General features: G+C 68.0%; 24 protein-coding genes, 1 tRNA gene and 1 other RNA gene. 16 read left to right on the top strand and 10 right to left on the bottom strand.

Translation table 11 applies throughout. The features are described 5' to 3' along the window. Positions 1-182: 182 nt before the first annotated feature. The 8 genes from AC1DJ5_RS00465 (at position 183) to AC1DJ5_RS00430 (ending at position 12,053) form a co-directional block, all read left to right on the top strand. Positions 183-1,835, top strand: a complete 1,653-nt coding sequence (locus AC1DJ5_RS00465) for an electron transfer flavoprotein-ubiquinone oxidoreductase (RefSeq protein WP_477019475.1) — start codon at positions 183-185, stop codon at positions 1,833-1,835. A gap of 55 nt (positions 1,836-1,890) precedes the next feature. Continuing rightward, positions 1,891-3,780: a tetratricopeptide repeat protein gene (locus AC1DJ5_RS00460; RefSeq protein WP_477019308.1), complete on the top strand. Its 1,890-nt coding sequence runs from the start codon at positions 1,891-1,893 to the stop codon at positions 3,778-3,780. Between the two features lie 4 nt (positions 3,781-3,784). Then, positions 3,785-4,648: a 4-(cytidine 5'-diphospho)-2-C-methyl-D-erythritol kinase gene (locus AC1DJ5_RS00455; protein WP_477019307.1), complete on the top strand. Its 864-nt coding sequence runs from the start codon at positions 3,785-3,787 to the stop codon at positions 4,646-4,648. 194 nt (positions 4,649-4,842) lie between these two features. Next, a complete protein-coding gene (locus AC1DJ5_RS00450; RefSeq protein WP_477019306.1) occupies positions 4,843-5,730 on the top strand; it encodes a glycine--tRNA ligase subunit alpha in 888 nt (295 codons plus the stop codon). After that, positions 5,727-6,107 (top strand): hypothetical protein, encoded by a 381-nt coding sequence (locus AC1DJ5_RS00445; RefSeq protein ID WP_477019305.1) that lies wholly within the window; start codon positions 5,727-5,729, stop codon positions 6,105-6,107. The genes AC1DJ5_RS00450 and AC1DJ5_RS00445 overlap by 4 nt, the downstream gene beginning before the upstream one ends. Beyond that, positions 6,107-8,311, top strand: coding sequence for a glycine--tRNA ligase subunit beta (gene glyS / locus AC1DJ5_RS00440; RefSeq protein WP_477019304.1), 2,205 nt, complete (start codon positions 6,107-6,109; stop codon positions 8,309-8,311). Before AC1DJ5_RS00445 ends, glyS begins: the two co-directional genes overlap by 1 nt. Positions 8,312-8,603: 292 nt before the next feature. After that, positions 8,604-11,294 carry a pyruvate, phosphate dikinase gene (gene ppdK / locus AC1DJ5_RS00435; protein ID WP_477019303.1) on the top strand — a complete coding sequence of 897 codons (2,691 nt, stop codon included), beginning with the start codon at positions 8,604-8,606 and terminating at the stop codon, positions 11,292-11,294. 231 nt (positions 11,295-11,525) lie between these two features. Then, positions 11,526-12,053 carry a porin family protein gene (locus tag AC1DJ5_RS00430; protein ID WP_477019302.1) on the top strand — a complete coding sequence of 176 codons (528 nt, stop codon included), beginning with the start codon at positions 11,526-11,528 and terminating at the stop codon, positions 12,051-12,053. Between the two features lie 84 nt (positions 12,054-12,137). Here the strand turns inward: AC1DJ5_RS00430 and AC1DJ5_RS00425 are convergent, their stop codons facing one another. From AC1DJ5_RS00425 to AC1DJ5_RS00385, 9 genes are all read right to left on the bottom strand, one after another. Continuing rightward, positions 12,138-12,404, bottom strand: a complete 267-nt coding sequence (locus tag AC1DJ5_RS00425) for a hypothetical protein (protein WP_477019301.1) — start codon at positions 12,402-12,404, stop codon at positions 12,138-12,140. A 100-nt stretch (positions 12,405-12,504) separates the two neighbouring features. Then, positions 12,505-13,650 carry a beta-ketoacyl-ACP synthase III gene (locus AC1DJ5_RS00420; RefSeq protein WP_477019300.1) on the bottom strand — a complete coding sequence of 382 codons (1,146 nt, stop codon included), beginning with the start codon at positions 13,648-13,650 and terminating at the stop codon, positions 12,505-12,507. 151 nt (positions 13,651-13,801) lie between these two features. Further along, positions 13,802-15,862: a capsular polysaccharide biosynthesis protein gene (locus AC1DJ5_RS00415; protein ID WP_441455749.1), complete on the bottom strand. Its 2,061-nt coding sequence runs from the start codon at positions 15,860-15,862 to the stop codon at positions 13,802-13,804. Positions 15,863-16,064: 202 nt separating this feature from the next. Beyond that, positions 16,065-16,883, bottom strand: a complete 819-nt coding sequence (locus AC1DJ5_RS00410) for an HpcH/HpaI aldolase/citrate lyase family protein (RefSeq protein ID WP_477019299.1) — start codon at positions 16,881-16,883, stop codon at positions 16,065-16,067. Beyond that, complete coding sequence (locus tag AC1DJ5_RS00405; protein ID WP_477019298.1) at positions 16,883-17,560, bottom strand: SDR family NAD(P)-dependent oxidoreductase; 678 nt, start codon at positions 17,558-17,560, stop codon at positions 16,883-16,885. The genes AC1DJ5_RS00410 and AC1DJ5_RS00405 overlap by 1 nt, the downstream gene beginning before the upstream one ends. A 52-nt stretch (positions 17,561-17,612) precedes the next feature. Then, positions 17,613-18,509: an ROK family protein gene (locus tag AC1DJ5_RS00400; RefSeq protein ID WP_477019297.1), complete on the bottom strand. Its 897-nt coding sequence runs from the start codon at positions 18,507-18,509 to the stop codon at positions 17,613-17,615. Further along, entirely contained in the window at positions 18,506-19,000 is a 495-nt protein-coding gene (locus AC1DJ5_RS00395) for a GAF domain-containing protein (RefSeq protein ID WP_477019296.1), read from the bottom strand. Before AC1DJ5_RS00395 ends, AC1DJ5_RS00400 begins: the two co-directional genes overlap by 4 nt. 511 nt (positions 19,001-19,511) lie before the next feature. Then, a tRNA-Ile gene (locus AC1DJ5_RS00390) sits at positions 19,512-19,587 on the bottom strand. A gap of 18 nt (positions 19,588-19,605) precedes the next feature. Further along, positions 19,606-19,782 (bottom strand): hypothetical protein, encoded by a 177-nt coding sequence (locus AC1DJ5_RS00385; protein WP_477019295.1) that lies wholly within the window; start codon positions 19,780-19,782, stop codon positions 19,606-19,608. Here AC1DJ5_RS00385 and AC1DJ5_RS00380 point away from each other — a divergent pair. The 5 genes from AC1DJ5_RS00380 to rnpB all read left to right on the top strand — a co-directional run bounded on the left by AC1DJ5_RS00380 (position 19,772) and on the right by rnpB (position 24,101). After that, positions 19,772-20,533, top strand: coding sequence for an SIMPL domain-containing protein (locus AC1DJ5_RS00380; protein ID WP_441455740.1), 762 nt, complete (start codon positions 19,772-19,774; stop codon positions 20,531-20,533). The two genes, AC1DJ5_RS00385 and AC1DJ5_RS00380, sit on opposite strands and share 11 nt — an antisense overlap. 150 nt (positions 20,534-20,683) lie before the next feature. Continuing rightward, positions 20,684-22,471, top strand: a complete 1,788-nt coding sequence (gene sppA, locus AC1DJ5_RS00375; RefSeq protein ID WP_441455739.1) for a signal peptide peptidase SppA — start codon at positions 20,684-20,686, stop codon at positions 22,469-22,471. A 127-nt stretch (positions 22,472-22,598) separates the two neighbouring features. Beyond that, positions 22,599-22,919 (top strand): hypothetical protein, encoded by a 321-nt coding sequence (locus AC1DJ5_RS00370; RefSeq protein WP_441455738.1) that lies wholly within the window; start codon positions 22,599-22,601, stop codon positions 22,917-22,919. Positions 22,920-22,928: 9 nt separating this feature from the next. Next, positions 22,929-23,690 carry an N-acetylmuramoyl-L-alanine amidase gene (locus tag AC1DJ5_RS00365; RefSeq protein WP_441455736.1) on the top strand — a complete coding sequence of 254 codons (762 nt, stop codon included), beginning with the start codon at positions 22,929-22,931 and terminating at the stop codon, positions 23,688-23,690. Positions 23,691-23,722: 32 nt separating this feature from the next. Further along, positions 23,723-24,101, top strand: an RNA gene (rnpB, locus tag AC1DJ5_RS00360) — RNase P RNA component class A. Positions 24,102-24,151: 50 nt separating this feature from the next. Here rnpB and AC1DJ5_RS00355 read toward each other — a convergent pair. Then, positions 24,152-24,427, bottom strand: a complete 276-nt coding sequence (locus AC1DJ5_RS00355) for a hypothetical protein (RefSeq protein WP_477019294.1) — start codon at positions 24,425-24,427, stop codon at positions 24,152-24,154. Positions 24,428-24,572: 145 nt separating this feature from the next. Here AC1DJ5_RS00355 and AC1DJ5_RS00350 point away from each other — a divergent pair, with 145 nt between their 5' ends. The 3 genes from AC1DJ5_RS00350 to ftsL are packed head-to-tail and all read left to right on the top strand — an operon-like array spanning position 24,573 to position 26,442. Then, a complete protein-coding gene (locus tag AC1DJ5_RS00350) occupies positions 24,573-25,049 on the top strand; it encodes a division/cell wall cluster transcriptional repressor MraZ (protein WP_441455733.1) in 477 nt (158 codons plus the stop codon). Next, positions 25,046-26,008 carry a 16S rRNA (cytosine(1402)-N(4))-methyltransferase RsmH gene (rsmH, locus tag AC1DJ5_RS00345; protein ID WP_477019293.1) on the top strand — a complete coding sequence of 321 codons (963 nt, stop codon included), beginning with the start codon at positions 25,046-25,048 and terminating at the stop codon, positions 26,006-26,008. Before AC1DJ5_RS00350 ends, rsmH begins: the two co-directional genes overlap by 4 nt. Then, entirely contained in the window at positions 26,005-26,442 is a 438-nt protein-coding gene (gene ftsL / locus AC1DJ5_RS00340) for a cell division protein FtsL (RefSeq protein ID WP_477019292.1), read from the top strand. Before rsmH ends, ftsL begins: the two co-directional genes overlap by 4 nt. Positions 26,443-26,444: the final 2 nt, after the last annotated feature.

Raw genomic sequence — 26,444 nt, 5'->3', positions numbered from 1 at the left:
GGGATAAGCCTTGACCGCCGCCGCGTCACCTCACGATAAGACGGATAACCACGAAGATAACGAGGATTGAGGGGATCATGGGCGAGCAAGCGATCGAAGGCGGCGCGACGAACGCCTGGCAGGAAGCCGTTATCGACAAGCTGCCGCCGCTGGAGGCCCTGGCCGGCGTCGTGCGCGAGGTCATGGAATATGACGTCGTCATCGTCGGCGGCGGCCCTGCCGGCCTGTCCGCCGCCATCCGCCTGAAGCAGCGCGCCGAGAAGGACGGGAAAGAGATTTCCGTCGCCGTTCTGGAAAAGTCGGCCGAGATCGGCGGCCATATCCTGTCGGGCGCCGTGATCGACCCCAAGGCGCTGAACGAGCTGTTCCCCGACTGGAAGGAACGCGGCGCGCCGCTGGAGACCCTGGTCAAGACGGACAAGTTCCTGGTGCTCGGCCCGCAGGGGCAGGCCTCGCTGCCGATGTTCGCCATGCCGCCCTTCATGCACAACCACGGCTGCTACATCGCCTCCCTGGGCAATGTCGCCCGCTGGCTGGCCGAGCAGGCCGAGGCGCTGGGCGTCGAGGTCTATCCCGGCATGGCCGCCAGCCACGTCGTCTGGGAAGAAGAGACGGGGCGGGTCAAGGGCGTGGTTGCCGGCGTCTTCGGCATCGACCGCGAGGGCAAGCCGACCGGCGACTTCCAGCCGGGTCTGGAACTGCACGGCAAGTACGTCTTCATCGCCGAGGGCGTGCGCGGCTCGCTGGCCAAGACCATCATGGCCCGCCACGACCTGACGGCGAACTCGGACCCGCAGAAGTTCGGCATCGGCCTGAAGGAGCTGTGGCAGGTCCCGGCCGAGAAGCACCAGCCGGGCCTAGTCCAGCACACGACCGGCTGGCCGCTGGACGACAAGACCGGCGGCGGGTCCTTCCTGTACCACTTCGGCGACCGCTACGTGTCGGTCGGGTTCGTGGTGCACCTGAACTATCAGAACCCCTTCCTGTCGCCGTTCGACGAGTTCCAGCAGTTCAAGCATCACCCGGCCATCGCCGAGCATCTGGAGGGCGGCACCCGCGTCTCCTATGGCGCCCGCGCCATCACCGAGGGCGGTTTCCAGTCGGTGCCCAAGCTGGCCTTCCCCGGCGGCGCCCTGATCGGCTGCTCGGCGGGCTTCGTGAACGTGCCCCGCATCAAGGGCAGCCACAACGCCATGAAGACCGGCATGCTGGCCGCCGACGCCGCCTATGAGGCTGTCATCGCGGGCCGCGAGGGCGACGTGCTGGAGGCCTATGAGGCGGCCTACAAGGCGTCCTGGGTCTACAAGGAACTGAAGGTCGTCCGCAACGCCAAGCCCCTGCTGTCCAAGCTGGGCACCATGATGGGCGGGGCGGTCGGCATGTTCGACCTGTGGATCAACCACCTGACGGGGGGCTTCTCGGTCTTCGGCACGATGAGGCACGCCAAGACCGACGCGGCCTCGACCGGTCTGGCCAAGGACTTCAAGCCGATCGTCTATCCCAAACCGGACGGCAAGCTGTCGTTCGACAAGCTGTCCAGCGTCTTCATCTCGAACACCAACCACGCCGAGGACCAGCCGGCCCATCTGAAACTGCTGGACCCGTCCGTGCCGATCAACGTCAACCTGCCCCGGTACGGCGAACCGGCGCGGCTCTACTGCCCGGCGGGAGTCTATGAGGTGCTGTACGACGCGGACGGCCAGTCGAACCCGCGTTTCCAGATCAACGCCCAGAACTGCGTCCACTGCAAAACCTGCGACATCAAGGACCCGTCGCAGAACATCGTCTGGACCACGCCGGAGGGCGGCGGGGGCCCCAACTATCCGAACATGTAAGGGCCAGAGGTTTCAGCCTCTTGCGGGCGGAAGGGAAAGCGTGAAGGGTCGGTTCATGCGCTTCGCCTTCCGCCGTTCCGCCCTGTTCGCCGCCGCCTCGCTGATCGCGTTGGGCTTCGCCGCGCCGTCCCTGGCCCAGGAGGCGCCCAAGACGCCGCCGGCTCAGGACGCGCCGGCCCAGCCCGCGCCGGCAGCCGAGCCGGAACCGACGCCGGAACCGGACGTCGACGTCCCGGCCGATGAAACGACCGAAGAAGCCGCCGAACCGACGGTCGCGCCGATTCCTCCGGTCTGGGCGCCGATCCCGACCGACGCGGCGCAGCACAGCGCCTATGGCCTCTATCTGGCGGGCCGCAACGCCCTGGTTAGCGGCGAGAGCGCGGCGGGCGCCGCCTATCTGGCGCGGGTCGAGGCCCTGACGCCTGAACAGCCGCGCGTGCGCGAACAGGCCTTCACCGCCGCCCTTCTGGCCGGCGACCTCGACGTCGCGGGCCGGATCGCGCCGGAAGGCGAGGGGGTCTCGCCCGTCATCGTCCAGGCCGGACGTCTGGTCTCGGCGGTTCAGACCTTCGTCGGCGGCGACGCCCGCCGCGCGAACGCCCTGTTCAAGGCCGCGCCCATCGGCGCGCCGCATGATCGCGCCGGCCTCTATGTTCAGGTCTGGGTCGCGGCCGCCGCCGGCGATTGGGACCGGGCGCTGGCCGCCCCGCCGACGACGCTGGATCCGATCAGCACCCTGGTGGCGCGCGGCAACCGCGCCCAGCTGTTGGAGCTTCGTCGTCGCTACGACGAGGCCGACGCCGAATGGCGCGACCTGACCAGCCACGCCATCGCTTCGTCCCTGTTCCGGCTGCCCTACGGCGAGTTCCTGGAACGGCGGGGCAAGCGCGACCTGGCTCTGGCCCAATATGACGCCGCCATCACCGCTGGCGCGACCGATCGCGCCACGCGTCGGGCGCGCGAACGCGTCCTGGCCAAGGGACGTCCGCCGGCCGCCCCGACCTGGCGTCAGGGCGCGGCCCTGGCGCTGAAGACCGCCGCCGATCAGGCCGTCGCCCAGGGCGCGCTGGAGTTCGGCGTGGTCTATCTGCGTCTGGCCCTGAACCTGGACCCCGACGACCAGACCCGGCTGATGATCGGCCAGACCTTGCAGCAGGCCGGGCTGGAGCCGGCGGCCCGCGCCGCCCTGTCGCAGGTCACCGAGAAGGATCCTGAGCTCTACGCCGCCGCCCGGGTGCAGAGCGGCCTCAGTCTGGAAAAGGACGACCAGTCCGAGGCCGCGCTGGCCGAACTGAAGCGCGCCGCCGCCGCCCGCCCGAACGAGGCGACCATCGCCTATATGCTGGCCGGTCAACTGGTGCAGATGAAGCGGTACGAAGAGGCGCTGGCCCTGCTGAACGGCCCCTTGCTGAACGCCGCCGATCAGGGGTTCGAGGTCCATTTCCTGCGCGGCGCCGCCTATGAGGCGCTGAACCGCAAGCCCGAGGCCGAGGCCGAACTGTGGGTCGCCCTGCAGCAGCAACCCAACAGTCCGACGGTGCTGAACTACCTCGGCTATCTGTGGGTCGACAACGGTACGCGGGTCGAGCAGGGGGCGGCGATGATCGCCCGCGCCTTCGCCGCCGATCCGTCGGACGGCAACATCCAGGATTCGCTCGGCTGGGCCCAGTATCGCCAGGGCCAGTTCGAGGCGGCGGTCGATACGCTGGAGCGGGCGGTGGCCAAGGAGCCGGCCAACGCCGAGATCAACGACCACCTCGGCGACGCCTACTGGGCCGTGGGCCGCCAGCGCGAGGCGGGTTTCCAGTGGAACCGCGTCCTGACCCTGGACGTCGATGCGGAACGCAAGGCCGAGGTCGAAGCCAAGCTGCGCGACAAGCTGGGCCAGGAACCGACCGGCGACAAGGGCGCGGGCGTCGGCGCAGGGACGGGCGCGGAGAGCTGACGTCGTGACGCTGACCGGGCTTGCGCCCGCCAAGATCAATCTGTTTCTGCATGTCGGGCGCGTGGCGGCCGACGGCTATCACCCGCTGGCCAGTCTGGCGGCCTTCGCCGACGTGGGAGACGTCGTGAGCGTGACGCGCGCCGAGCGCCTGTCGCTGAGCGTGACCGGCCCGTTCGGCGGGGCTCTGGCGGGCGAGGGCGACAATCTGATCCTCAAGGGGCTGCGCGCGCTGGGCGACGCCGCCGGGATCGGCGCGCCCCCGGTCGCCGTGACGCTGGACAAGCAGTTGCCCATCGCGGCGGGGCTGGGCGGCGGTTCGGCCGACGCCGGGACGGCCATCCGCCTGACGGCGCGGCTGCTGGACCTCGATCTGGACGAGGCGGCGCTGGAAGACATCGCGGGCGTGGTGGGGGCGGACGGGCCGATGTGCCTGCGCGCGCGCCCGGCCTGGGCGACGGGCAGGGGAGACGCCCTGACCGACGAGCCGCGCCTGCCGCCGCTGCACGCCGTGCTGCTGAACCCCGGCCTGCCGTCGCCGACGGGGGCCGTCTATCGCGCTTATGACGATGCGCCCCAAGGCGGGGCGGACTGCCCTGAAGCCCCCGCCGACTGGTCGCCCGTCGCCGTGATCGACTGGCTGGGGGCGCTGCGCAACGATCTGGAGGCGCCCGCCCTGCGCGCTGCGCCGGGCATCGGCGAGGCGTTGACGGCCATGCGCGCGGTGCCGGGCTGCCGCCTGACGCGGATGTCGGGATCGGGCGCGACGGTGTTTGGTCTGTTCGACGACGCGGCGGCGGCTGAAGCGGCCGCGGGCGCGCTGCAACGCCCCGGCTGGTGGGTGCGGTCGTGCGTCCTCGCTGGCGGCTAGCTTTTTCGTCGTCCCGGAAAGCGCGCAGCGCTTATCCGGGACCGCAGGAAGCGGCGGCGTCTGTTGCGGTCCCGGCTCTGCGCGGCTGCGCCGCTTGGCCGGGATGACGGAATGGAGGGCTCGCCTCCGGTTGAACTCGACTGCGCCGCCCTCTAGGGTCCGCGCTCAAATTTGCGCTGCGAAAACGAGCCGCCGTGACGACCGAACCACTCGCCTTCCAGGACCTGATCCTGACCCTGCATAAATATTGGGGCGACCAGGGGTGCGCCATTCTGCAGCCCTATGACATCGAGGTCGGGGCCGGCACCCTGCACCCGGCGACGGTGCTGCGCGCGCTCGGCCCCAAGCCGTGGAAGGCCGCCTATGTCCAGCCGTCGCGCCGTCCCGGCGACGGCCGCTATGGCGAGAACCCCAACCGGCTGCAGCACTATTATCAGTATCAGGTCGTCCTGAAGCCGAACCCGGACAACCTGCAGGAGCTGTATCTCGGCTCGCTGGCGGCCATCGGCATCAACCCGAAACTGCACGACATCCGCTTTGTCGAGGACGACTGGGAAAACCCCACCGTCGGGGCCTGGGGCCTGGGCTGGGAGGTCTGGTGCGACGGCATGGAGGTGACGCAGTTCACCTATTTCCAGGGCGTCGGCGGCATCGAGGTCGACGTGGTCTCGGGCGAGCTGACCTACGGGCTGGAGCGTCTGGCCATGTATGTTCAGGGCGTCGACAACGTCTATGACCTGAAGTTCAACAAGGAAGGCCTGACCTACGGCGAGGTCTTCCTCGAGAACGAGCGCCAGCAGTCCGAAGCCAACTTCCACGGCTATGACGTCGCCGCGCTGAAGCGCCGCTTCGAGGACATGGAGCGCGAGGCCGCCCACTTCCTGACCATGAAGGGGCCGCAGGGCCAGCCGCTGGTGCTGGCGGCCTATGACCAGGTGCTGAAGGCCTCGCACCTGTTCAACCTGATGGACGCCCGCGGCGCCATCGCCGTCGCCGAACGCCAGAGCTACATCGGCCGCATCCGCGACCTGTGCAAAGCCTGCGCTCTCGCTCAAGTCGAACACGAACGGGCGACCGCATGACCACTGTCTCTGGAATACTCTCCTTCGATCTGGCCGACACCAATCTGGAACAGCACCCGGGCGAGCCGATCTCGCTCTTCTCCAGCGGCCGCGTGGAAATCGAAGGCCAGGAATCGTGGGCCGAGGTGCGCATCGTGCGCCACGCCAATGATCTGAGCAGCCACCTGACGGCGCAGCCGGGCGGGTGGCGCGGCGTGGTCGTGGTCAGCGAGGAGTGGTTCGGCATCCTGCAGAACGCCTTCCTGACGCCGCAGACCTTCCTGCTGAACATCTCTTTCAGCGGCGAGCCGAGCGCGACTGACGCGCCCCTGGCCCTGCGGGACATCGCCCTAACCCTGATGCGGTCTGCCGCCACGACCGAAGAGTCCGCCGCCTGATGCCCCAGCTTCTCCTCGAAATCTTCTCCGAAGAAATCCCCGCCCGCATGCAGCAGGGCGCCGCGCGCGACCTGGAACGCATGGTCTCCGAGCGTCTGAAGGCGGCGGGCCTGACCTGGGACGCGCTGGACGCCTTTGCTGGGCCGCGCCGTCTGACGCTGGTGATCGACGGCTTGCCGACCGCCGCCGAAGACCGCAACGAAGAGGTCAAGGGACCCAAGACTTCGGCACCCGCTCAGGCGCTGGAAGGCTTCCTGCGCAAGACCGGCCTGACGCAGGACCAACTGACGATGCGCGACGGCGTCTGGTTCGCCGAGATCAGCAGCAAGGGCCGCCAGACGACCGAGGTCTTCGCCGAGGCCGTCGATCAGATCGTCCGCAGCTTCCCCTGGCCCAAGTCGATGCGCTGGGGCACGGGAACCCTGCGCTGGGTGCGCCCGATCAAGCGTATCATCGCCCTGTTTGACGGGGCGGTGGTGCCGTTCGAGATCGACGGCATCCACAGCGGCGACGTGACCGAGGGGCACCGCTTCCTTGGCTCGGGCCAGCCGTTCGCGGTCAAGGACTTCGCCGACTATCGCGCCAAGCTGGAACGCGATTTCGTCCTGATCGACGTGGCCGACCGCAAGCTGCGTATCCTCGACGGGGCCAAGGCCGCCTGCGCCGCGCGCGGTCTGGTGCTGGTCGATGACGACGGCCTGCTGGACGAGGTCGCGGGTCTGGCTGAATGGCCGACGCCGATCCTGGGCGACATGGACCCGCAGTTCCTGTCGCTGCCGCCAGAAGTGGTCCGCCTGTCGATGAAGGTGCACCAGAAGTATTTCGCCGTGCGCGATCCGTCGAAAGACGGCCTGGCCCCGAACTTCCTCGTGGTCTCCAATATCGAGGCGACCGACGGCGGCAAGGCCCTGGCCGCCGGCAACTCCAGAGTCCTGTCGGCCCGTCTGAACGACGCCCGCTTCTTCTGGGACGAGGATCAGAAGGTCGGCTTCGACGCCTGGAACGACAAGCTGAAGGGCGTCACATTCCACGCCAAGCTCGGCACGCTGGCCGAGCGGGTCGAGCGCATTGCGGTGCTGGCGCGCGAGATCGCCCAAGTCATGAAGGACCAAGGCTTCGATATTGAGCCGGAACAGGCTTTCGAGGCTGCGCGCATTTCCAAGGCCGATCTGGCCTCGGGGATGGTGAGCGAATTCCCGGAACTGCAGGGGATCATGGGCGGCTACTACGCCCGTCTGGCCGGCTATCCCGACGCCGTCGCCGACGCCGTGCGCGACCACTACAAGCCGCAGGGTCCGGGCGACACGGTCCCGACCGCCCCGGTCACCGTCGCCGTCGCCATCGCCGAGAAGCTGGACACCCTGGTCGGCTTCTTCGCCATCGACGAAAAACCTACCGGCTCGCGCGATCCCTACGCCCTGCGCCGCGCCGCGCTGGGCGTGATCCGGCTGGTGCTGGAGAACGGGGTTCGGATGTCGTTGTCCGAGCCATTCGCTCGAGGCTACGTGCGCGCACTGATTTCTATGCTCCGCTGGGCAGGCGATACCTTGGGGGAGCAGACCGTTAAACAGATTCAGCGGGCTGGTTTTGAATCCATTCTGAGTCTCGACGGTCATATCCAAAATACGATCATTGAGTTTAATCGCCGCTTAGAAGCGGGGATGTATCCCCCGGCGACTAGCGCCGAACTGCTCTCCTTCTTCGCCGACCGCCTGACCGTCCTGCTGCGTGACCAAGGCCAGCGTCACGATCTCGTGGCTGCCGTCTTTGCTCTGGGCGACGACGATCTGGTGCGGATCGTGCGTCGGGTGGAGGCGCTGGCCGCCTTCCTCGCCACGGACGACGGGGCCAATCTGCTGGCCGGCTACAAGCGGGCCTCCAACATCCTCAAGGCCGAGGAGAAGAAGGGGGCTCTGCCCGAGGGCGCCGTCGCCACCGGCCTGGCCAATCAGCCAGCGGAAGAAACCGCGCTTGCGTTTGCCGCCGCTGCTGCCGCAACGGCGGTGGACGCCGCGCTGGAGACGGAAGACTTCGCCGCCGCCATGACGGCGCTCGCGCTCTTGCGCGGCCCGGTGGACGCCTTCTTCACCGGCGTCATGGTCAACTCCGACGTGGCCGAGGAGCGTGAGAACCGCCTGAAGCTGCTGGGTCAGGTGCGCGGCGTCATGGGCCGGGTCGCGGACTTCGGGCAGATCGCGGGCTAAACTCTGACCCTTCTCCCCTTGCGGGACAAGGTGGCTGGCGCAGCCAGACGGATGAGGGGTTGCGGGACGTCAAAGTCTTGCGGCCCCTTTTTGCGTCGAGAGACCCCTCATCCGGCCCTGACGGGCCACCTTCTCCCGCAAGGGGAGAAGGGCAGGGGTGTGAAACGACACATCCTCACACGCATTGTTACACCCGCGGCCTCGCCTTCGCGCCTGCAGCACGCTAGTCAGGGCCACCGTAAGCGGGACTCAAAGCACCCGCGCGGCAAGACCACGGCTCAGGGACTGCAAGATGACCAAGTGGGTGTACGGCTTTGGCGGCGGATCCGCTGACGGCGATGCGTCGATGAAGAACCTTCTCGGCGGCAAGGGTGCGAACCTGGCCGAGATGTCGTCCCTCGGCCTTCCGGTGCCGCCCGGCTTCACCATCACGACGGAAGCCTGCGTCCATTATTACTCCAACGGCGAAACCTATCCCGCTGAGCTGGCCGAGCAGGCCGCCGCCGGTCTGAAGGCTGTCGAGGGCATTGTCGGCAAGACCTTCGGCGATGCGTCCAACCCTCTGCTGGTCTCGGTGCGCTCGGGCGCGCGGGCCTCGATGCCGGGCATGATGGACACGGTGCTGAACCTGGGTCTGAACGACCAGACGGTCGAGGGTCTGGCTGCGCTGTCGGGCGACCGCCGCTTCGCCTTCGACTCCTACCGCCGCTTCATCACCATGTATTCCAATGTGGTCCTGGGCATCGGCCATGATCAGTTCGAGGAGGTTCTGGACGACCACAAGGATCGTCTGGGCGTCTCGATCGACACGGCCCTGACCGCCGCCGACTGGGAAAAGGTCGTCGGCGACTACAAGATTCTGGTCGAGCGCGAACTGGGGCAACCCTTCCCGCAGGACCCGCATGACCAGCTGTGGGGCGCCGTCTCGGCCGTCTTCGCCAGCTGGATGAACGACCGCGCGAAATTCTATCGTCGGATGCACGACATCCCGGAAAGCTGGGGAACCGCCGTCAACATCCAGTCGATGGTGTTCGGCAACATGGGCGAGACCTCGGCGACGGGCGTGGCCTTCACCCGCAACCCCTCGACCGGCGAAGCCAAGCTGTACGGCGAGTTCCTGATCAACGCCCAGGGCGAGGACGTGGTCGCGGGCATCCGCACGCCGCAGTCGCTTACGAAAGCCGGGCGCGAGGAAATGGGCGAGACGGCCCCCTCGATGGAGGAGGCCATGCCGGCCGTCTTCGCCGAGTTCGTCGACGTGGTCGGGCGGCTGGAAAGCCACTACCGCGACATGCAGGACATCGAGTTCACGGTCGAGCAGGGCCGTCTGTGGATGCTGCAGACCCGCAACGGCAAGCGCACCGCCAAGTCGGCGCTGAAGATCGCCGTCGATCTGGCCTCCGAGGGCGTGATCTCGCAGGAAGAAGCCGTGTCGCGGGTCGAACCCGCTGCGCTGGACCAACTGCTGCACCCGACCCTGGACCCCAACGCCGCCCGCACCGTGGTGGCGGCGGGCCTGCCGGCTTCGCCCGGCGCGGCGACCGGCAAGATCGTCTTCGACGCCGACGAGGCCGAGCGCCTGTCGCAGGTCGGCGACGCCGTCATCCTGGTGCGCGAGGAAACCTCGCCTGAGGACATCCACGGCATGCACGCGGCGCGCGGCATCGTCACGGCGCGCGGCGGCATGACCAGCCACGCGGCCGTGGTGGCGCGCGGCATGGGCCGGCCTTGCGTCTCCGGCGCGGGTGAAATCTCGATCAATGAGAAGGCCGGGACCTTCATGGCGCGCGGCCGCACCTTCAAGGCCGGCGAGATCATCACCATCGACGGCGGCAAGGGCGAGGTGCTGGACGGCGCCGTGGCCATGATCGAGCCGGAACTGACGGGCGACTTCCAGACGCTGATGGCCTGGGCCGACGGCGTGCGTCGCCTGAAGGTCCGCGCCAACGCCGAGACCCCGCTGGACGCCAAGACCGCGCGCGGCTTCGGGGCCGAGGGCATCGGCCTGTCGCGCACCGAGCACATGTTCTTCGACGAGGCCCGCATCGCCGCCGTGCGCGAGATGATCCTGGCCGACGACGAGCAGGGCCGCCGCGTCGCCCTGGCCAAGATCGCGCCCTTCCAGAAGGCCGACTTCGCCGACCTGTTCACCATCATGGCCGGCCTGCCGGTGACGATCCGCCTGCTGGACCCGCCGCTGCACGAGTTCATCCCGCACACGGACGCCGACATCGACGCCCTGGCCGCGGCCTCGGGTCTGGACGCCGCCAAGCTGAAGCGTCGCGCGCGTGAACTGCACGAAACCAACCCCATGCTCGGCCACCGCGGCTGCCGCCTGGGCGTGGCCTATCCCGAGATCTACGAGATGCAGGTCCGCGCCATCCTCGAGGCGGCGCTGGAGGTGAAGAAGGCGTCCGGCGTCGCCCCGATCCCGGAGATCATGCACCCGCTGGTCGCCCTGGGTCTGGAGATGAAATACCTGCGCGAACTGACCGACCGCACGGCCAGGGCTGTGTTCGCGGATGCGGGCGACAGCGTCGAATATCTGGTCGGCACCATGATCGAACTACCGCGCGCGGCGCTTCGCGCCGCCGATCTGGCCGAATACGCCGAGTTCTTCAGCTTCGGCACCAACGATCTGACCCAGACGACCTTCGGCATCAGCCGCGACGACTCCGGCCACTTCCTGCAGGCCTATCTGGACAAGGGCATCTTCGAGACCGATCCCTTCGTCCGTCTGGATCAGGACGGCGTGGGCGACCTGATCCGTATCGCCGCCGAGCGCGGGCGTGCGGTCAAGCCGGACATGAAGATGGGCATCTGCGGCGAACACGGCGGCGACCCGTCGTCGATCGCCTTCTGCGAGAGCGTGGGTCTCGACTACGTCTCGTGCTCGCCCTACCGCGTGCCGATCGCCCGTCTGGCGGCGGCCCAGGCCGCGCTGTCGGCCCGTTCCGGCGAAGAGCGCGAGAAGGACCGCTGAGGCCTGTTTCAGGTCTGAGCGTGCAAGGGCGGTCCTTCGGGGCCGCCTTTTTCGTGCCGGATAAAGGTCGTGATCGACGTAACGACGTATGTGTCTGGTGGCGCACGGTAACGTCTATGTATTCGTCAGTCTATGGAACGTCTCGGCGGAGCGCCCATTTACTCCCTCACTGGATGGGGCCGGTGACCGCAGAAGTCACCACATCTAGTTTTGCTAGGAGTTATAGAAACAATGCGTAACATTCTTCTCGCCGCCGCCGCCATTTCTGTTTTTGCCGCTCCGGCTTTTGCTCAATCGGGACCTGACGCCCGCGGTTACGGCTCGCTGGGCTACACGCATCTTGAAGGCGACTCCGCCACGACCGGCGCCGTGACCGGCCGCCTGGGCGTGAACCTGAACCGCTACCTGGCCGTCGAAACCGAGGCCTCGGTCGGCGTCAAGAACGACGACTTCTCCGTCGCCGGGGTGGACGGCAAGATCAAGCACGAGTGGGACGCCGCCGGCTATGTGGTCGGCAAGTACCCGGTCAGCGACAAGCTCGAGTTGTTCGCTCGTGGCGGTTACGGCCACACCGAACTGAAGCAGGAGTTCCCCGGCGCCAACACCGACGTGGGCGGCGACAGCTGGAACTACGGCGTCGGCGCCAACTACTACCTGGACGGTAAAAACGGCGTCCGCGCCGACTGGACCCGTCGCGACTTCCGCGACAACGGCGGCGAGGCTGACGCCTATTCGGTCAGCTACGTCCGTCGCTTCTAAGGCCTGACGTTCACAGTTTGGCGCTGAATACGACGAAGGCCCGCTCCGGAAGGAGCGGGCCTTTTCGTTCGTTTGAGAGGCTGTCTAGGCCAGACCCGGGGCCAGGGCCCAGCGCAGCGAGTTCTCGCCGAACGGCTTGATGAAGAAGTCGCGGTAGCGTTCGAACACTTCGATGATCTTCATCTTCAGGTCCTGGGTCACGGATTCGCCGCGCTGGCGTTTCAGCGCCGCGACGCAGTTGACCACGATGTCCTGATGGGCTGAACCGCCCATATGTTTCAGCACCGTCGCCACATCATGGGCCAACGGGTCGCTGAGCTTCTCCGCCCACGGTGAAACTGTCTGAGTCATTCGGGCGCCATCCCCCCACGTTCTCGACACCCGTAACGGTTTGCAAAATTTTGCGAACAGTGCAAGCGGCGCCGGAAATAATGATTCCTGTTATGCGGCATTAGGGGCGCTTTTGCACAAAAACCGTGCCTGCCGAATAGCCCGCCCCGAAACTGCAGATCAGCCCGACATCACCGGGCGCGAACCCGTCCTGTTTCAAATGGAAGGCGATGATCGACCCGGCCGACGAGGTGTTGGCGTAGTCGTCGAGAATGATGACGTTCTCTTCGGCCTCGGGCTCGCGGCCCAGCACCTTCTTGCCGATCAACTGGTTCATGTTGATGTTGGCCTGGTGCAGCCACAACCGCTTCAGGCCGTGCGGGTCCAGGTTCAGTTCGGCGGCGTGGTCCAGGATCATCTCCGAGACCATGGGCACCACCTCCTTGAAGACCTTGCGGCCCTGCTGGACGAACATCTTGTCGGTCAGACCGTCGGACGAGACCGGTTCATGCGCGTCGTTCGGCAGGGCGGCGCGGTTCAGGAAGCCGAAATTATTGCGGATATTGTTCGAGAAGCGGGTCTGAAGCCGCGTGCCGACGATGTCCCAGCCGCCCGATCCGGCCTGATTCTCGGCCTCGACGATGACGGCGGTGGCCACGTCGCCGAAGATGAAGTGGCTGTCGCGGTCCTTGAAGTTCAGGTGCGCCGAGCAGATTTCCGGGTTCACCATCAGCACGGCCTTGACCGAGCCCGAGGCGACGAAGTCCGCCGCCGTCTTGATGCCGAAGGTGGCTGAGGAGCAGGCCACGTTCATGTCGAAGGCGAAGCCCTCGATCCCCAGCGCCTGCTGCACCTCGATGGCCATGGCGGGGTAGGGGCGCTGCATGTTGGACGCGGCGCAGATGACGGCGCCGATCTCGCTGACCGGCTTGCCCCAGGCCTTGATGGCGTCCTGCGCCGCCTTCACGGCCATTTCCGCCAGCAGCGACAGTTCGTCGTCGCCGCGTGCGGGCAGGTGCGGCAGCATCCGCTCGGGATCGATGATGCCGCTCTTGTCCATGACGAAGCGCGACTTGATGCCCGAGGCCTTCTCGATGAAGCCTTCCGACGACGGCGTCTTCAGCTCCAGCTCGCCGGCCGCGATGGCCTCGGCGTTCTCGGCGTTCCAGCTGTCGGCCCAGGCGTTGTAGGCGGCGACCAGTTCGGCGTTCGAGACGGACTGCGCCGGCGTGAACAGGCCGGTGGCGGAAATGACGGCATTATGCACTGGAGTGGTTCCCTGACGCTCGGCGCGCGGCGCCTCGCTCCGTGAGGGAACATGGAGTCCCCCGCGCTCGACAAGCGGATAATGTCTGCGCCTCGCGGCGAAGTTCGGGCGACATCGCGACCGGACGAGTCCGTAGCGATAACGAACCTTCTCAATAGGCCGGTGGCGCGCTCCGGTCGAGGCTGGCCTTGATGCCGCGCCACCATCGATTGATCCGCCCGCGCGGCGGAGCGGGCAGGGGATGGTCGCGCGCCGCGATCAGGGCCTCGACCAGGTCCTCGGCCTCGCACGGCCAGCCCTCGGGCGTGACATAGACGGGATAGCCGATCAGGGCGGCGTGGATGACGCTTTGCAGCGAGGCGCGGCGAGTGCGGCGCTCGAACGTCAGCTGATCGTCGGTCAGGCCCCAGCCCGCATAGAAGGGCCGGCCATAGACGCTGACCGGCTTGCCCCGCATCAGGGCTTCGAACCCGGTCAGGGAGGTCAGGGTCGCCAGGCGGTCGCAGGCGTTCAGGCAGTCGATGATGTCCAGGTCGTCGGCCGAGGCGTCGACCTCCTCCATCGCCGCATGATCCAGCAGGCCCGGTCGATTGCCCGCCGTTACGTCTGGGTGGTTGCGATAGATCAGGAAGGCGTCGGGATGATCCGCTCGCGCCGCCTTCACCAGCCCCGAGTTGGTGCGCAGGTCGCCGCAGCCCATCATGATGGACCGGTCGTTCTCGACCTGACCCACGACCAGCAGGATCGGCCTGTCGGTGGGCCAGTGCGCCGGAACGCCCGCGCCTTTCAGATTGTATTTCGACAGGCCCGCCTCGACCACGCGGGCGCGCAAGGCTTCGGCCCGCGCCGTCTGATCCGGCGACGGTTCGTCCGCCTCGATCAGGCTTTCCAGACGGCTGGGCCGGGTCGGGTCGTAGTAGACGCCCTGATCGTCCAGGGCGACGGACAGGGCGCCGAAGAAGTCGGACCCCAGCCCGCGTGAGCGAATGAAGCCGTCCTCCATCCGCACGACCGGGCCCTCGAAGGCGTCGGCGGCGGCGCGGATTTTCGGCGTCTCCTTGCCGGCCCACCAGATCAGCTTGCCGCCCGTCGCCCGCGCGTGGGCGACGGCGGCGGATGAGCGCCAGAAGTAGCGGACGCGGCCCTTGGGCGAATTCAGCAGGCGGCGCACCGGCGGCCGCTTGGCCGGGGCGAAGCCGACGGCGGCCCAGTCGCCCGCCAGCCGGTCGGCCCGGTCGCGAAGCGCAATCAGCCGTTCGAGGGCCTGTTCGGCTTCGCAGCGCTGACCAGTCACCGGGTCGACGTAGCGGGTGTAGGCGATCAGGGCCGCCGCCGCGACCTGCTCCAGATCACGCGCCACGCCGCGCCGCCCGGTCTGGACCGCATCCGTCGTCAGCCCCCAGCCCGAATAGAAGGGCGCGCCGAAGCAACGCACGGGCAGGCCGCGCAACAGGGCCTCGAACCCCAGGGCGGAGGTCACGACATAGACGGCGTCCACGGCCGCCAGCAGGTCGGCGGGCCGCACGTCGGTGTCGATCAGGGTGACGCCTTCCAACTCGCTCGCCGGGATGCAGCCCTGCTTGCGTCCCGCCGCCACCGCCGGGTGGCGTTTGACGATCAACTGGGCGCCCGGCTCCGCGCGCCGCGCGGTCGCCAGCATGTCGGAGAAGCTGGCCTCGCTCGCCAGCCCATAGCCGATGGAGGCGTCACCCGCCGTCTGATCCACGATCAGCACCCGGCGCCCCGGCTTCAGCACGGCGGGGTCCAGGGGGGCACCCATATTGGTCTTGGTTATGCCGGCGGCGACGATGCGGCCGATCAGGCCGCGGGCGCGGGTCCGCAGGGCGGCGTCGCACCAGTCGGGCGCGGTCTCGATCAGCCGCTCCAGTCGGCTGGGCCGCGTGGCGTCGTAATAGACCCCCAGGTCGTCGACGATCAGGCTGAGGCTGGTCGCCCCGCTCTCGCCCAGGCCCACCGAGCGCAGGAAACCGTCTTCCAGCGCCACATAGGGTCTGCCGTTCTTCTCGGCCCAGCGCCGGCCCGCCGCCGCCGTCGGCTTCATGCCCCAGCCCAGCACCGCCTCGGTCTGCGGTCCTGGCAGGGCGGTCGGCGCATAGTCGGGCAGGAAGGCTTTCAGGAACGGGACCTGCAGCACGCCCGGCGCGCAGGCCCAGGCGCGGGTTTTATGGAGCGTCGGCTGCGGTGCGATCATGAGGTGTGTCTAGGGGCAACGCGGGCAGGACGCCACTCTCCAGCTTCCTTCTCCCCTTGCGGGAGAAGGTGGCGGCCGAAGGTCGACGGATGAGGGGTCTCGTGACGTTTGCCGGTGCAGAGAGATGCCAGCACAGGGAGACCCCCTCATCCGACCTCGCTCCGCTCGGCCACCTTCTCCCGCAAGGGGAGAAGGGATTGTCTTAAGAGCCGGCCAGCAAATCCTGCGCCTGAGCCAGATGCAGCCGCTCCACCATCTCGCCTTCGACGCGGATGACCCCCAGCCCCTCGGCTTCGGGGGCGGCGAAGGCGGCGACGACGGTGCGGGCCCATTCGATCTCTTCCGCCGACGCACCGAACGCCGCATGGGCGGCCTCGATCTGCGACGGGTGGACCAGGCTCTTGCCGTCAAAGCCGTAGAGCCGCCCTTGCGCGCATTCGACCGCAAAGCCTGCTTCGTCCTTGATCCGGTTGAACACGCCGTCGACGGCTAGCAACCCGTTGGCCCGAGCATGGGCCACGACCGCCGCCAGCCAAGGCTTCAGCGGTTCGCGATCGGGCGAGGCGCGGGTCTTCAGCGCCTTGGCCAGATCGTTGACGCCCAGCATCAGGCCGGCCAACGCCCCGCCCGCCTCGGCTATGGGTTTCAGATCGACCAGGGCGCGCGGGGTCTCGATCATGGCCCACAGATCGGCGCCGGGGCGCATCCTGTCCGACAGGGCGCGCACGGTCGCGGCGCTCTCGACCTTGGGCGCGACGATCAGATCGACCGGCGCGTCGCGCAGCGCCTTCAGGTCGTCGGCGCCCCAGGGCGTGTCCAACCCGTTGATCCGCACGCCCAGGCGCGGGCCGAAACCGCCTTCGCGCGCCGCCGCGACCGCCGCCGCCCGCGCATCAAGCTTCATCTCGGGCGCGACCGCGTCCTCGAGGTCCAGCACGGCGACGTCACAGGTCAGGCCGCGGGCCTTCTCGATCGCGCGCGGGTTGGAGGCGGGCAGGTAGAGGACGCTGCGCGTCCGCATCAGACGCGGCCCGTGATCGGCAGCAATGCCCCGGTGATGGCCCGCGCCTCGGGCGAGGCCAGGAAGAGGATGGCGGCGGCCAGATCGGCGGGCGCGACCCACTTTTTCGGATCGGCGTCGGGCATGTCGGCGCGGTTGGCCGGGGTGTCGATGATGGAGGGCAGGACGGCGTTGACCGTGACCGAGGTCGCCTTCAACTCGTCGGCCAGGGCTTCGGTCAGCCGATGCACCGCCGACTTGGACGCGGCGTAGGCGCCCATGCCGTGCGCGGCCTTCAGCGCACCATGGGCCCCGACGTTGACGATCCGGCCTTCGTCGGACGCCTTCAGATGGGGCAGGGCGGCGCGGCTGGCGTTTAGGGCGGTGGTCAGGTTCAGGGCGAACATGCGGCCCCATTCGTCGTCGCCGCCCTCGACCGCCTGCCAGACAAAGCCGCCGGCGATGTTCAGCAGGACGTCCAGACGACCGAAATGCGCCGCGACCGCCTCGATGGCCGCTCCTGCCGCCGTCGCGTCGGTCAGGTCGACGCCGCCGACCTCCAGCACGCCTTCGGGCACGGCATGGCCGCTGGCGTGGTCCATGACCGCCACCTTCAGACCCCGCGCCAGCGCGGCCTCGACCACCGCCTTGCCCAGCACGCCATGTCCGCCGGTGATCGCCACGACCCGTTCGCCCATTGTCCCGCTCCCTGATGGTTCGGCGCGGACCATAGCGGGGCCTGTCAGCGGATCAATCGGTCCAGAGGCGCGCCGCGCCGCGCACGCCCGAGGAATCGCCCCATTTCGCCGGAACGATCCGCCCTTCCCAGTGATCGGAGAAGACGTAGCGCCCCACGATCTCGGGCAGGCGGGCGTACAACGCCGCCACGTTGGACATTCCGCCGCCCAGGACGAAGACCTCGGGATCGGCCAGGTTGACGACCATGGCCAGCGCCCGGCCCAGCCGGTCGATATAGCGGTCCAGCGCGGCGCTGGCGCCCGCCTCGTCCCGACGCGCGGCCTCGACGATGACCTGCGCCTTCCAGGCCCGCCCGGTGGTCGCTTCATGATCGCGCTGAAAGCCCGAACCCGACACCCAGGTCTCCAGGCAGCCGTTCAGTCCGCACCAGCAGGCCGGGCCGGGCGCCTCATCGGCCGAGGGCCAGGGCAGAGAGATGTGGCCGATCTCGGCGGCGACGCCGTGTGCCCCCTCGACCAGTTTGCCGTCGATCACCAGTCCGCCGCCGCAGCCGGTGCCCAGGATGACGCCGAAGACGCCGGCTGCGTCCCGGCCCGCGCCGTCTGCGGCCTCGGACAGGGCCAGGCAGTTGGCGTCGTTGGCCAGCCGCACCGGGCGGCCCAGCGTCGCTTCCAGATCCTCGGCGAAGCTGCGGCCGTTCAGATAGGTCGAGTTGGCGTTGCGGATCAGGCCGGTGCGCGGGGAGGGCGAACCCGGAATGGCCAGGCCGACCGAGCGCGCCGGACCCGCCTCGGCCTCGACCCGCGCGATCAGGTCCGCAACCAGGGCCAGGGCGGCGTCATAGGTTCCGGGGTTCGGTTCGCGGATCCGAGCGGCGAAGGCGCCAGCGTCATCCAGCGCCGCCGCCTCGATCTTGGTGCCGCCGAAATCGACGCCGATCCGCATCAACCGGCGAACACCTTGGCCATCAGCCGCTCCAGCGCTGCCGCGTCCACGGCGTCGAAGGCGGCTTTCTCGGTCGCGTCCACGTCCAGCACGGCGATCAGGTCGCCGCTCGCGTCCAGCACCGGCACGACGATCTCGCTGGCCGAGCGGCTGTCGCAGGCGATGTGGCCGGGGAAGGCGTGGACGTCCTCGACCACCTGGGTCTGGCGGTCGCGCGCCGCCGCGCCGCAGACGCCGCGCCCGAAGGGGATGCGCAGGCAGCCCAGCGTGCCCTGATAGGGGCCGACCACCAGTTCCTGCGGCTTGGCCTCGTCCACGACGTAGAAGCCGGTCCAGAAGAAGACAGGGAAGGCGTCCGCCAGCATCGACGCCACGGTCGCCATCCGCGCCGTCCGGTTCGGCTCGCCGTCCAGCACCGCCAGAATCTCGGCCTCGACCTCGGCATAGCGTTCAGCCTTGTCGGCGGGGCGGTCGTCGCGGGCGACATAGGACATGGCGGCTCTCCGAATGGCTCATGGCCATATAGGCGAAACCTCGGCGGACGATAGGGTTGCGGATGCTCACGGCCGATAGCGGCGCCGCAGAGGGCGCAGCAGGTCTTGTGTTCGGTTGAGAAACGCGCACGAAAAAGGCCCGCCGTTTCCGGAAGGCCTCGTGATTACTTCGACTTCTTCGACCCGGGCGGAGCCTTGTCGATCAGGTCTTTCATGCTCGGATTGGAAGCATTCGTCTTTGGCTGGACCTTTTTGGTCTTCCCCTTCGATTCTCTCACGTCGTCTTGCCTTTCATGTGCGGGGAGAAGACTAGCAGCTAAACTTCCGGCAATTGAGGCGGCATTGTCCCGACAAAAAATAAGTTCTTGAGCGCGGCGGCAGAAATCTGAGGAGGCGAAAAGGCTTCCGCCGAAGCAGGCCTGCCCATCGAATGACATCACGCGTTAGGATGGTGGAGTAGGGCGCTCGTTCCATGACGGCGTCGGTCCCTGCGCGCGATGAGGCAGGAAATTGGTAGGCCTGGAGGGACTCGAACCCCCAACCAGACCGTTATGAGCGGTCGGCTCTAACCATTGAGCTACAGGCCCCCAAGGGGAGCGCTGTGCCTAGCAGGCGTCGCGGCCGCTGCAAAGACGCCCGGAACCTGTCTTGCTTTTCATGCCGATGAACGGAACCTGCACAGGGGGCTTGAGCGTTTGTTCAGGCTGAAACGGCCAAGGTAGGTCGTGGCTGGCGAACACGCCCGCCCATTGGATTTTGACGGAGACGATGATGACCCGCACTGCACGCGCCATGATGCTGGGCACGGCCCTGATGACCTTGGCCGTTCCCGCCGTCGCCTCCGCACAGGCTCAACCCGGTTCCGCGCCAATGCAGATGCAGATGCACGCCATGGCCCAGCAGCCCGCCCTCAACCTGTCCGCCTATGGCGAAGTCCGCGTCGCGCCGGATCAGGCGACGATCAATTTCGGCGTGGTGACGGAGGCTGTCACGGCTCAGGAAGCCATGGCCCGGAACGCCCAGCAGATGACCCGCGTCGTCGCCGCCCTGCGCCGCGCCGGCATCGCCGAACGCGACATCCAGACCTCGGGTCTGAATCTGTCGGCGCAATACGACTATCAGCAGAACGAGCCGCCCAAGCTGCGCGGCTATCAGGCGTCGAATCGCGTCACCGTCGTCATCAACGACCTGGCCAAGGTCGGCACGACCGCGGACGCCGTGGTCGCGGCGGGCGTCAACCAGATCGACGGCATTTCCTTCGGCCTGAAGAACGCCAAGGCGGCCGAGGATCAGGCTCGCCTGCTGGCCGTGCGCGCCCTGCAGGACAAGGCGCGGCTCTACGCCCAGGCCCTGGGCGTTCAACTGGGCGGGGTGCGCACCCTGACCGAGGGCGGCGGCTATGCCCCCGAACCGCCGCGTCCGATGTACGCCCGCGCCATGGCGATGGACGCCGGAAACGCCTCGACCCCGGTGTCGGCGGGCGAACTGACCGTCCGCATTGACATCAGCGGGACCTACGACATCGGCCGCTGATCGGCTGAATTGAGCGCAAGGGGAGGGGCTGCCGGCGACGGCGGGCCCTTTCTGCCTTTCATTACCGCGCCTTCATTTGACGGTGATCGCGCGCGCCCTATGCTCGCGCTCGGCCGCGCGTGGCCATCTGACTGGACGGCCGCCTTTTTCATGAAACAGTTCTTCCTGACCATGCTCGGCGTCTTTGCCGGGCTTGTGGCCTTCTTCATCGTGCTGCCGATCGCGGCCCTGCTGTTCTTCGCCGCGGCGGCCGGCGCGTCCAAGCCGGCGACGCCCGCCCATACGGTGCTGGAACTGGACCTGCGCGAGGGGCTGACCGACCAGCAGCCGACCAACCCCTTCGCGGTCTTCGGCGGTTCGGGCCTGTCGGTGGTGCATATCGTCGACACCCTGGCCCAGGCCGAGAAGGATTCCAGCGTCAAGGTTCTGCTGGTCCGCGCGCCGGAAGGCGGCATGACGCCCGCCGCCGCCGACGAAGTGCGTCAGGCGATCAACCGCTTCCGCGCCTCGGGCAAGACCGTCATCGCCCACAGCCAGGGCTTCATGCCCGTCGGTGCGGTAGTTTCCAGCTATATGGTCGCGGCCAGCGCCGACCAGTTGTGGATGCAGAATACCGCCAGCTTCCAGGCCGCGGGTCTGTCGACCGACAACATCTTCCTGGGACGCGCCTTCCAGAAATACGGCGTCAAACCCGAGTTCGAGCAGCGCTACGAATACAAGAACGCCGTCAACGAGTTCACGCAGAGCGACTTCACCGCCCCGCACCGGGAGGCGATGACGGCGTGGATGACCTCCATCTACGATGGCGCTCTGGCCAATGTCGCGCGCGACCGCAAGACCACGCCCGAGGCGCTGAAAGCCGTCGTCGAGGCCGGTCCCTATTCGGCCGAACAGGCCCTGTCGCTGAAACTGGTCGACAAGATCGGCCAGGTCGAAGAGGCCGAGGCCGCCGCCAAGGCCAAGGCCGGCAAGGACGCCAAGATCGTCAAGTTCGGCGACTACGCCTCGATGCAGGGCGCGCGCACCGGCTCGGGCAAGTCGGCCATCGCCATCGTCGGCGGCGAGGGCGCGATCATGACCGGGCGCGGCCAGAGCGCCTCGCCCTTCGGCTCGGGCTCGGACATCCGTTCGGACGACACGGCCAAGGCCATCTATGACGCCATCGAGGACAAGAGCGTAAAGGCCATCGTCTTCCGCGTCTCCTCGCCGGGCGGTTCGCCGGAAGCCTCGGAGCAGATCCTGGCCGCCGTGCGTGCGGCCAAGGCGGCGGGCAAGCCGGTGGTGGTGTCCATGGGCGCCTATGCGGCCTCGGGCGGCTATTGGGTCAGTTCGGAAGCGAACTGGATCGTGGCCCAGCCCTCGACCCTGACCGGCTCCATCGGCGTCTTCGGCGGCAAGTTCGTTCTGGCCGACGCCCTGGGCCGCTTCGGCGTCGACATGCGCGGCCTGTCGGTCGGCGGCGACTACGCCTCGGCCTTCTCGCCGTCGCAGAGCTTCGACCAGGGACAGCGCGCCGCCTTCGCCGCCTCGATGGACCGGGTCTATGAGGAGTTCGTGGCCCGCGTCGCGACGGGCCGGAAACTGCCGGTCGAACGGGTGCGCGAGATCGCCCGCGGCCGGGTCTGGACCGGGGCGCAGGGCAAGGCCCTGGGTCTGGTCGACGAACTGGGGGGGCTGAACGAGGCCGTCATCAAGGCCCGCCAACTCGCCAATATCCCGACCAGCGAGTCGGTGCGGTTCAAGCGCTTCCCCACGCCGCAATCGCCGTGGGAAGCCCTGGCCTCGGCGTTCGGCGCCTCGGGCCAGGCGGCCGAGGCCATGATCTCGGTCGGTCGCGTCATGGGCGATCCGGCGGCCCAGGCCATGCTGAACCGGGTCGAGGCCGACCGGATGCGCAGCCGCGGCGCGCTGGTGCTGGCCGATCAACCGGCTTTTTGAAGGGCCCATCCTTCAGAGCCAAGACCCTGACTGATGCGTGATGTCGCAGTCCATTGACCGTTCATGTCGATGGACCGACATTGCGTTTCAGGCGTTCCTTCATCGGCGCGCCACGAAAGGCCGTTCCATGATCCAGTCTGACCCCTTCGCCCAGATCGACTTCAACGCCCGTCGCCGCTCGGGCGGCCTGCTGGCGCCGATCGTCTGGTTCGGCGGTTTGATCGCCACGGCCCTGGCCGTGACGGTGGGTGCGGTTCTGGCTGTGCTGACCGCCGCCGCCGTCGCCGTGATCGCCCTGATCGCCGGCGTGGTCGTCTTCCTGGCCGGCTTCGCCTTCCGCGCCCGCCGCGCGTCCGCCGCTCGCGCCCGTCAGGGCGAGGGCGTAATCGACGCGCACAAGGTCGGCGACACCTGGGTCGCCTACGGCTGGGAACGCGAAGGGCGCTGATCGGGCGTCATGCTGAGCTTCACCGACGCGCCGTCTCCTAATTTCAACGCCCGGCGCGCCCCGCCGGACATGCTGGTGCTGCACTATACCGGCATGCAGACCGCCGAGGGCGCGGTCGCCCGGTTGTGTGATCCCTCGGCCGAGGTCTCGGCCCACTATGTCGTCGACGAGGACGGCTCGGTCCTGCGTCTGGTGCCCGAGGAACGCCGCGCCTGGCACGCCGGTCGCGGGATCTGGCAAGGCGAGACGGATGTCAACGGCGCCTCCATCGGCGTCGAGATCGTCAATCCGGGTCATGAGTTCGGCTATCGCGATTTTCCCGACGTGCAGATCGCGGCGGTGGTCGAACTGATCGCCGACATCCGTTCGCGCTGGACCATCGCCGACGCCCGCATCGTCGGCCATTCCGACACCGCCCCCGACCGCAAGCAGGATCCGGGCGAACTGTTCCCGTGGAAGCGCTTGGCCGAAGCCGGGCACGGCCTGTGGTTCGATCCCGCGCCCGAACGCATCGCCGCCCTGGGGGCCGACCTGTCGCCGGGCGACGAGGGGCTGGGCGTCATCGTCCTGCGCTCGGGCCTGCACCGGTTGGGCTATGGAGTTAAGCCGGGCGGCGAATACGACGACGAGACCCGCCTGACGATCGAGGCCTTCCAACGCCACTGGCGGCCCGACCGCATCGACGGGATCGCCGACGGCGAGACCCGGGCGCGTCTGGTCGGCCTGCTGCAACTGGCTTCGGCGGGCAGCGTCACGGGCGTTCTGGATTGACGCGCGCGCCCAAGACGCGCACTTAGCCCCCGCCAGACGGCCGGGCGGTCGCGGCGAGAGCTTGCTCTTGTCGAGGAAAGTCCGGGCTCCACGGTGAAGAGGCGGCGGGTAACTCCCGCCCGGGGTGACCCGAGGGATAGCGCCACAGAAAGCAAACCGCCTGGGCTTCGGCCCGGGGAAGGGTGAAAGGGTGGGGTAAGAGCCCACCGCGTCGGCGGCAACGTCGGCGGCATGGCAAGCCCCGCCTGGAGCAAGACCGAATAGGGACGTCGCGCGGTTTCGGCCGCAGGGTTCACCGCCCGAGGCGTCCGGGTAGGTCGCGAGAACCGCTCAGCAATGGGCGGTCCAGAGGAATGATCGTCGCCGCCTTTCGGGGCGGAACAGAACCCGGCTTACAGGCCGTCTGGCATATTTTCTTGGGGCCTATCGCCCTTCGGGCTGCTTGAGGCCGTGTTTTAGGCCTACCGGCCTTCGGCCTGCTTGAGGCCGCGTTTGGGCCTACCGGCCTTCGGCTTACTTGAGGCCGTTTTCAGCACCTTTCTGACGCCGTCATCCTCGGGCTTGACCCGAGGATCCAGCGTGGATGCGCGCTCATCCTTGTCAGGGTTCGCGGCGGCGACGTCATTAACCTCTGCGTTGAAAACATGGCGAAAAAAGCGGTCCACAGGCTGTGAATACTCTTGATGTTGCTTGTATGTTCCTGTTTTTGACTTGCTGAAGCGTTCGTCGAACTGCAAATTTGGTTAAAGGGTGTCAACTAATCCCATTGAGGCCCATCTGATCCCATGCTATCCCAAAGCCTCATGAGTAGGGGCTGCGGCCCGACGCATGGTGTTTTCAACGGATTTCAGGGGCGGGCCGAAGGGCTCGATTGGGCAAAGCGTGTTTCTCTCGACCTACGAGAAGCAGCTGGACGGCAAGCGCCGTCTCTTGATCCCCCAGGAATTCCGCACGGCTGAAAACGGCGCTGAACACGGCGTCTTCTGCTTCCCCTCCATCGAAGCCGACTGCCTGGAGGCCGGTGGCGACAAGCTGTTCGCCGAATACCGCGCCGTTATCGAAAGCCTCCCCTTCGGCGACCCCTACCGCTCGGCGCTGGAAGCCTCGATCTTCGGCGAGCAGAAGCCGCTGGCCTATGACTCGGGCGGCCGCATCACTCTGCCGGAGCATCTGTGCGCCGAGGTCGAGCTGTCGGACACGGTCGTCATCTACGGCGTCGGCGAGCGCTTCCAGATCTGGAACAAGGACAAGTGGGCCGCGCACCGCGCCGAGCAGCGCCGCATGGCGCGCGAGGGCCTGAAGCAGTTCGGTGAAATGCGCCGTCAGGCTTCGGCGGCGAAGATCGGGGGCGCGGCATGACCTCTCCGCACGCTCCCGTCCTGCTGGCTGAAGTCCTCGAGGCGCTGAACCCGCAGCCCGGCGATGTCATCATCGACGCCACCTTCGGCGCCGGCGGCTATACCCGCGCCATCCTAGAGCGCGGCGCCCAGGTCATCGGTCTGGATCGCGACCCGACGGTTCAGCCGCATGCCGACGCCGTCGCCGCCGCCTATCCGGGCCAGTTCCAGCTGATCCGCACGCCCTTCTCGGGTCTGGCTGAGGCCTTCGCCGAGAGCGGCAAGGCGAAGCTGGACGGCGCCGTCTTCGACATCGGCGTTTCGTCGATGCAGCTGGATCAGGCCGAGCGCGGCTTCTCCTTCATGCGCGACGGGCCGCTGGACATGCGCATGGGCGACACGGGGCCGACCGCCGCCGACATCGTCAACACCTGGGAACACGGGCCGCTGGCCCATATCTTCAAGCAGTACGGCGACGAACGTCAGTCGGGCCGCGCGGCGACCGCCATCCTGCGTCGCCGTCTGGAGCAGCCGTTCAGCCGCACGCTGGATCTGGCCGCCGTGGTCGAAAAGGCCCTGGGCGGTCGTCGCGGCGCGCCGATCCATCCTGCGACCCGCGTCTTCCAGGCCCTGCGCATCGCCGTCAACGACGAGTTGGGCGAGCTGGAGCGCGGTCTGGAAGCGGCCGAGGCGACGCTGGCGCCTGGCGGGCGTCTGGTCGTGGTCACCTTCCATTCGCTGGAAGACCGCATCGTCAAAGCCTTCCTGACCGAACGCTCCGGTAACGCGCCGGGCGGTTCGCGTCACGCGCCGGTCGCGGTGGAAACCCGCAAGCCCAGCTTCGACCTGATGTTCAAGGGCGCGCGCGAGGCGGGCGAGGCCGAACTGGCCGACAATCCCCGCGCCCGTTCGGCCAAGCTGCGCGCCGCCGTCCGCACTGCGGCGCCGGCCTGGGGCGCGATCGAAGGCATGCGCCGATGATCGCCGTGCCCGTTCCGGTCAAACGCCTGTTCGACTGGAAGGTCCGCGGCGTGCGCTGCGTCGAGATCATCGGCGTGGTCTGCGTCGCCGCCCTGGTCTTCTCCGTCTATATCGCCAAGGCCGCTGCGGCCCGCGAGAGCGCCGAGATCACCCGCATCGAAGGCGACATCGTGGAGAGCCGCCAGCGCGTCCGCCTGCTGCGCGCCGAGGCGACCCGGCTGGAGCAGCCTGCCCGGCTGGAGGCCCTGTCGCGCGAAATCGGCCTGGGACCCGTCGATGTTCGCCGTCAGGCTGTCGAAGCCGGTCTGCCTGCCATCGCCCCCCCCGTCGCTGTCGCCTCCGCGCCGGTCGTCGCTGCGCCCGCTGCACCGGTCGCGCCGGCCGCAGCGCCTGTCGCCGTTCCCGCGCCTGTGGTCGGGGAGGCTCTGCATTGAGC

Source organism: Brevundimonas sp. 01N35 (assembly GCF_056399785.1).
The sequence above is the reverse complement of the archived record's forward strand: the minus strand, read 5'-3'. Positions and strand labels throughout refer to the sequence as shown.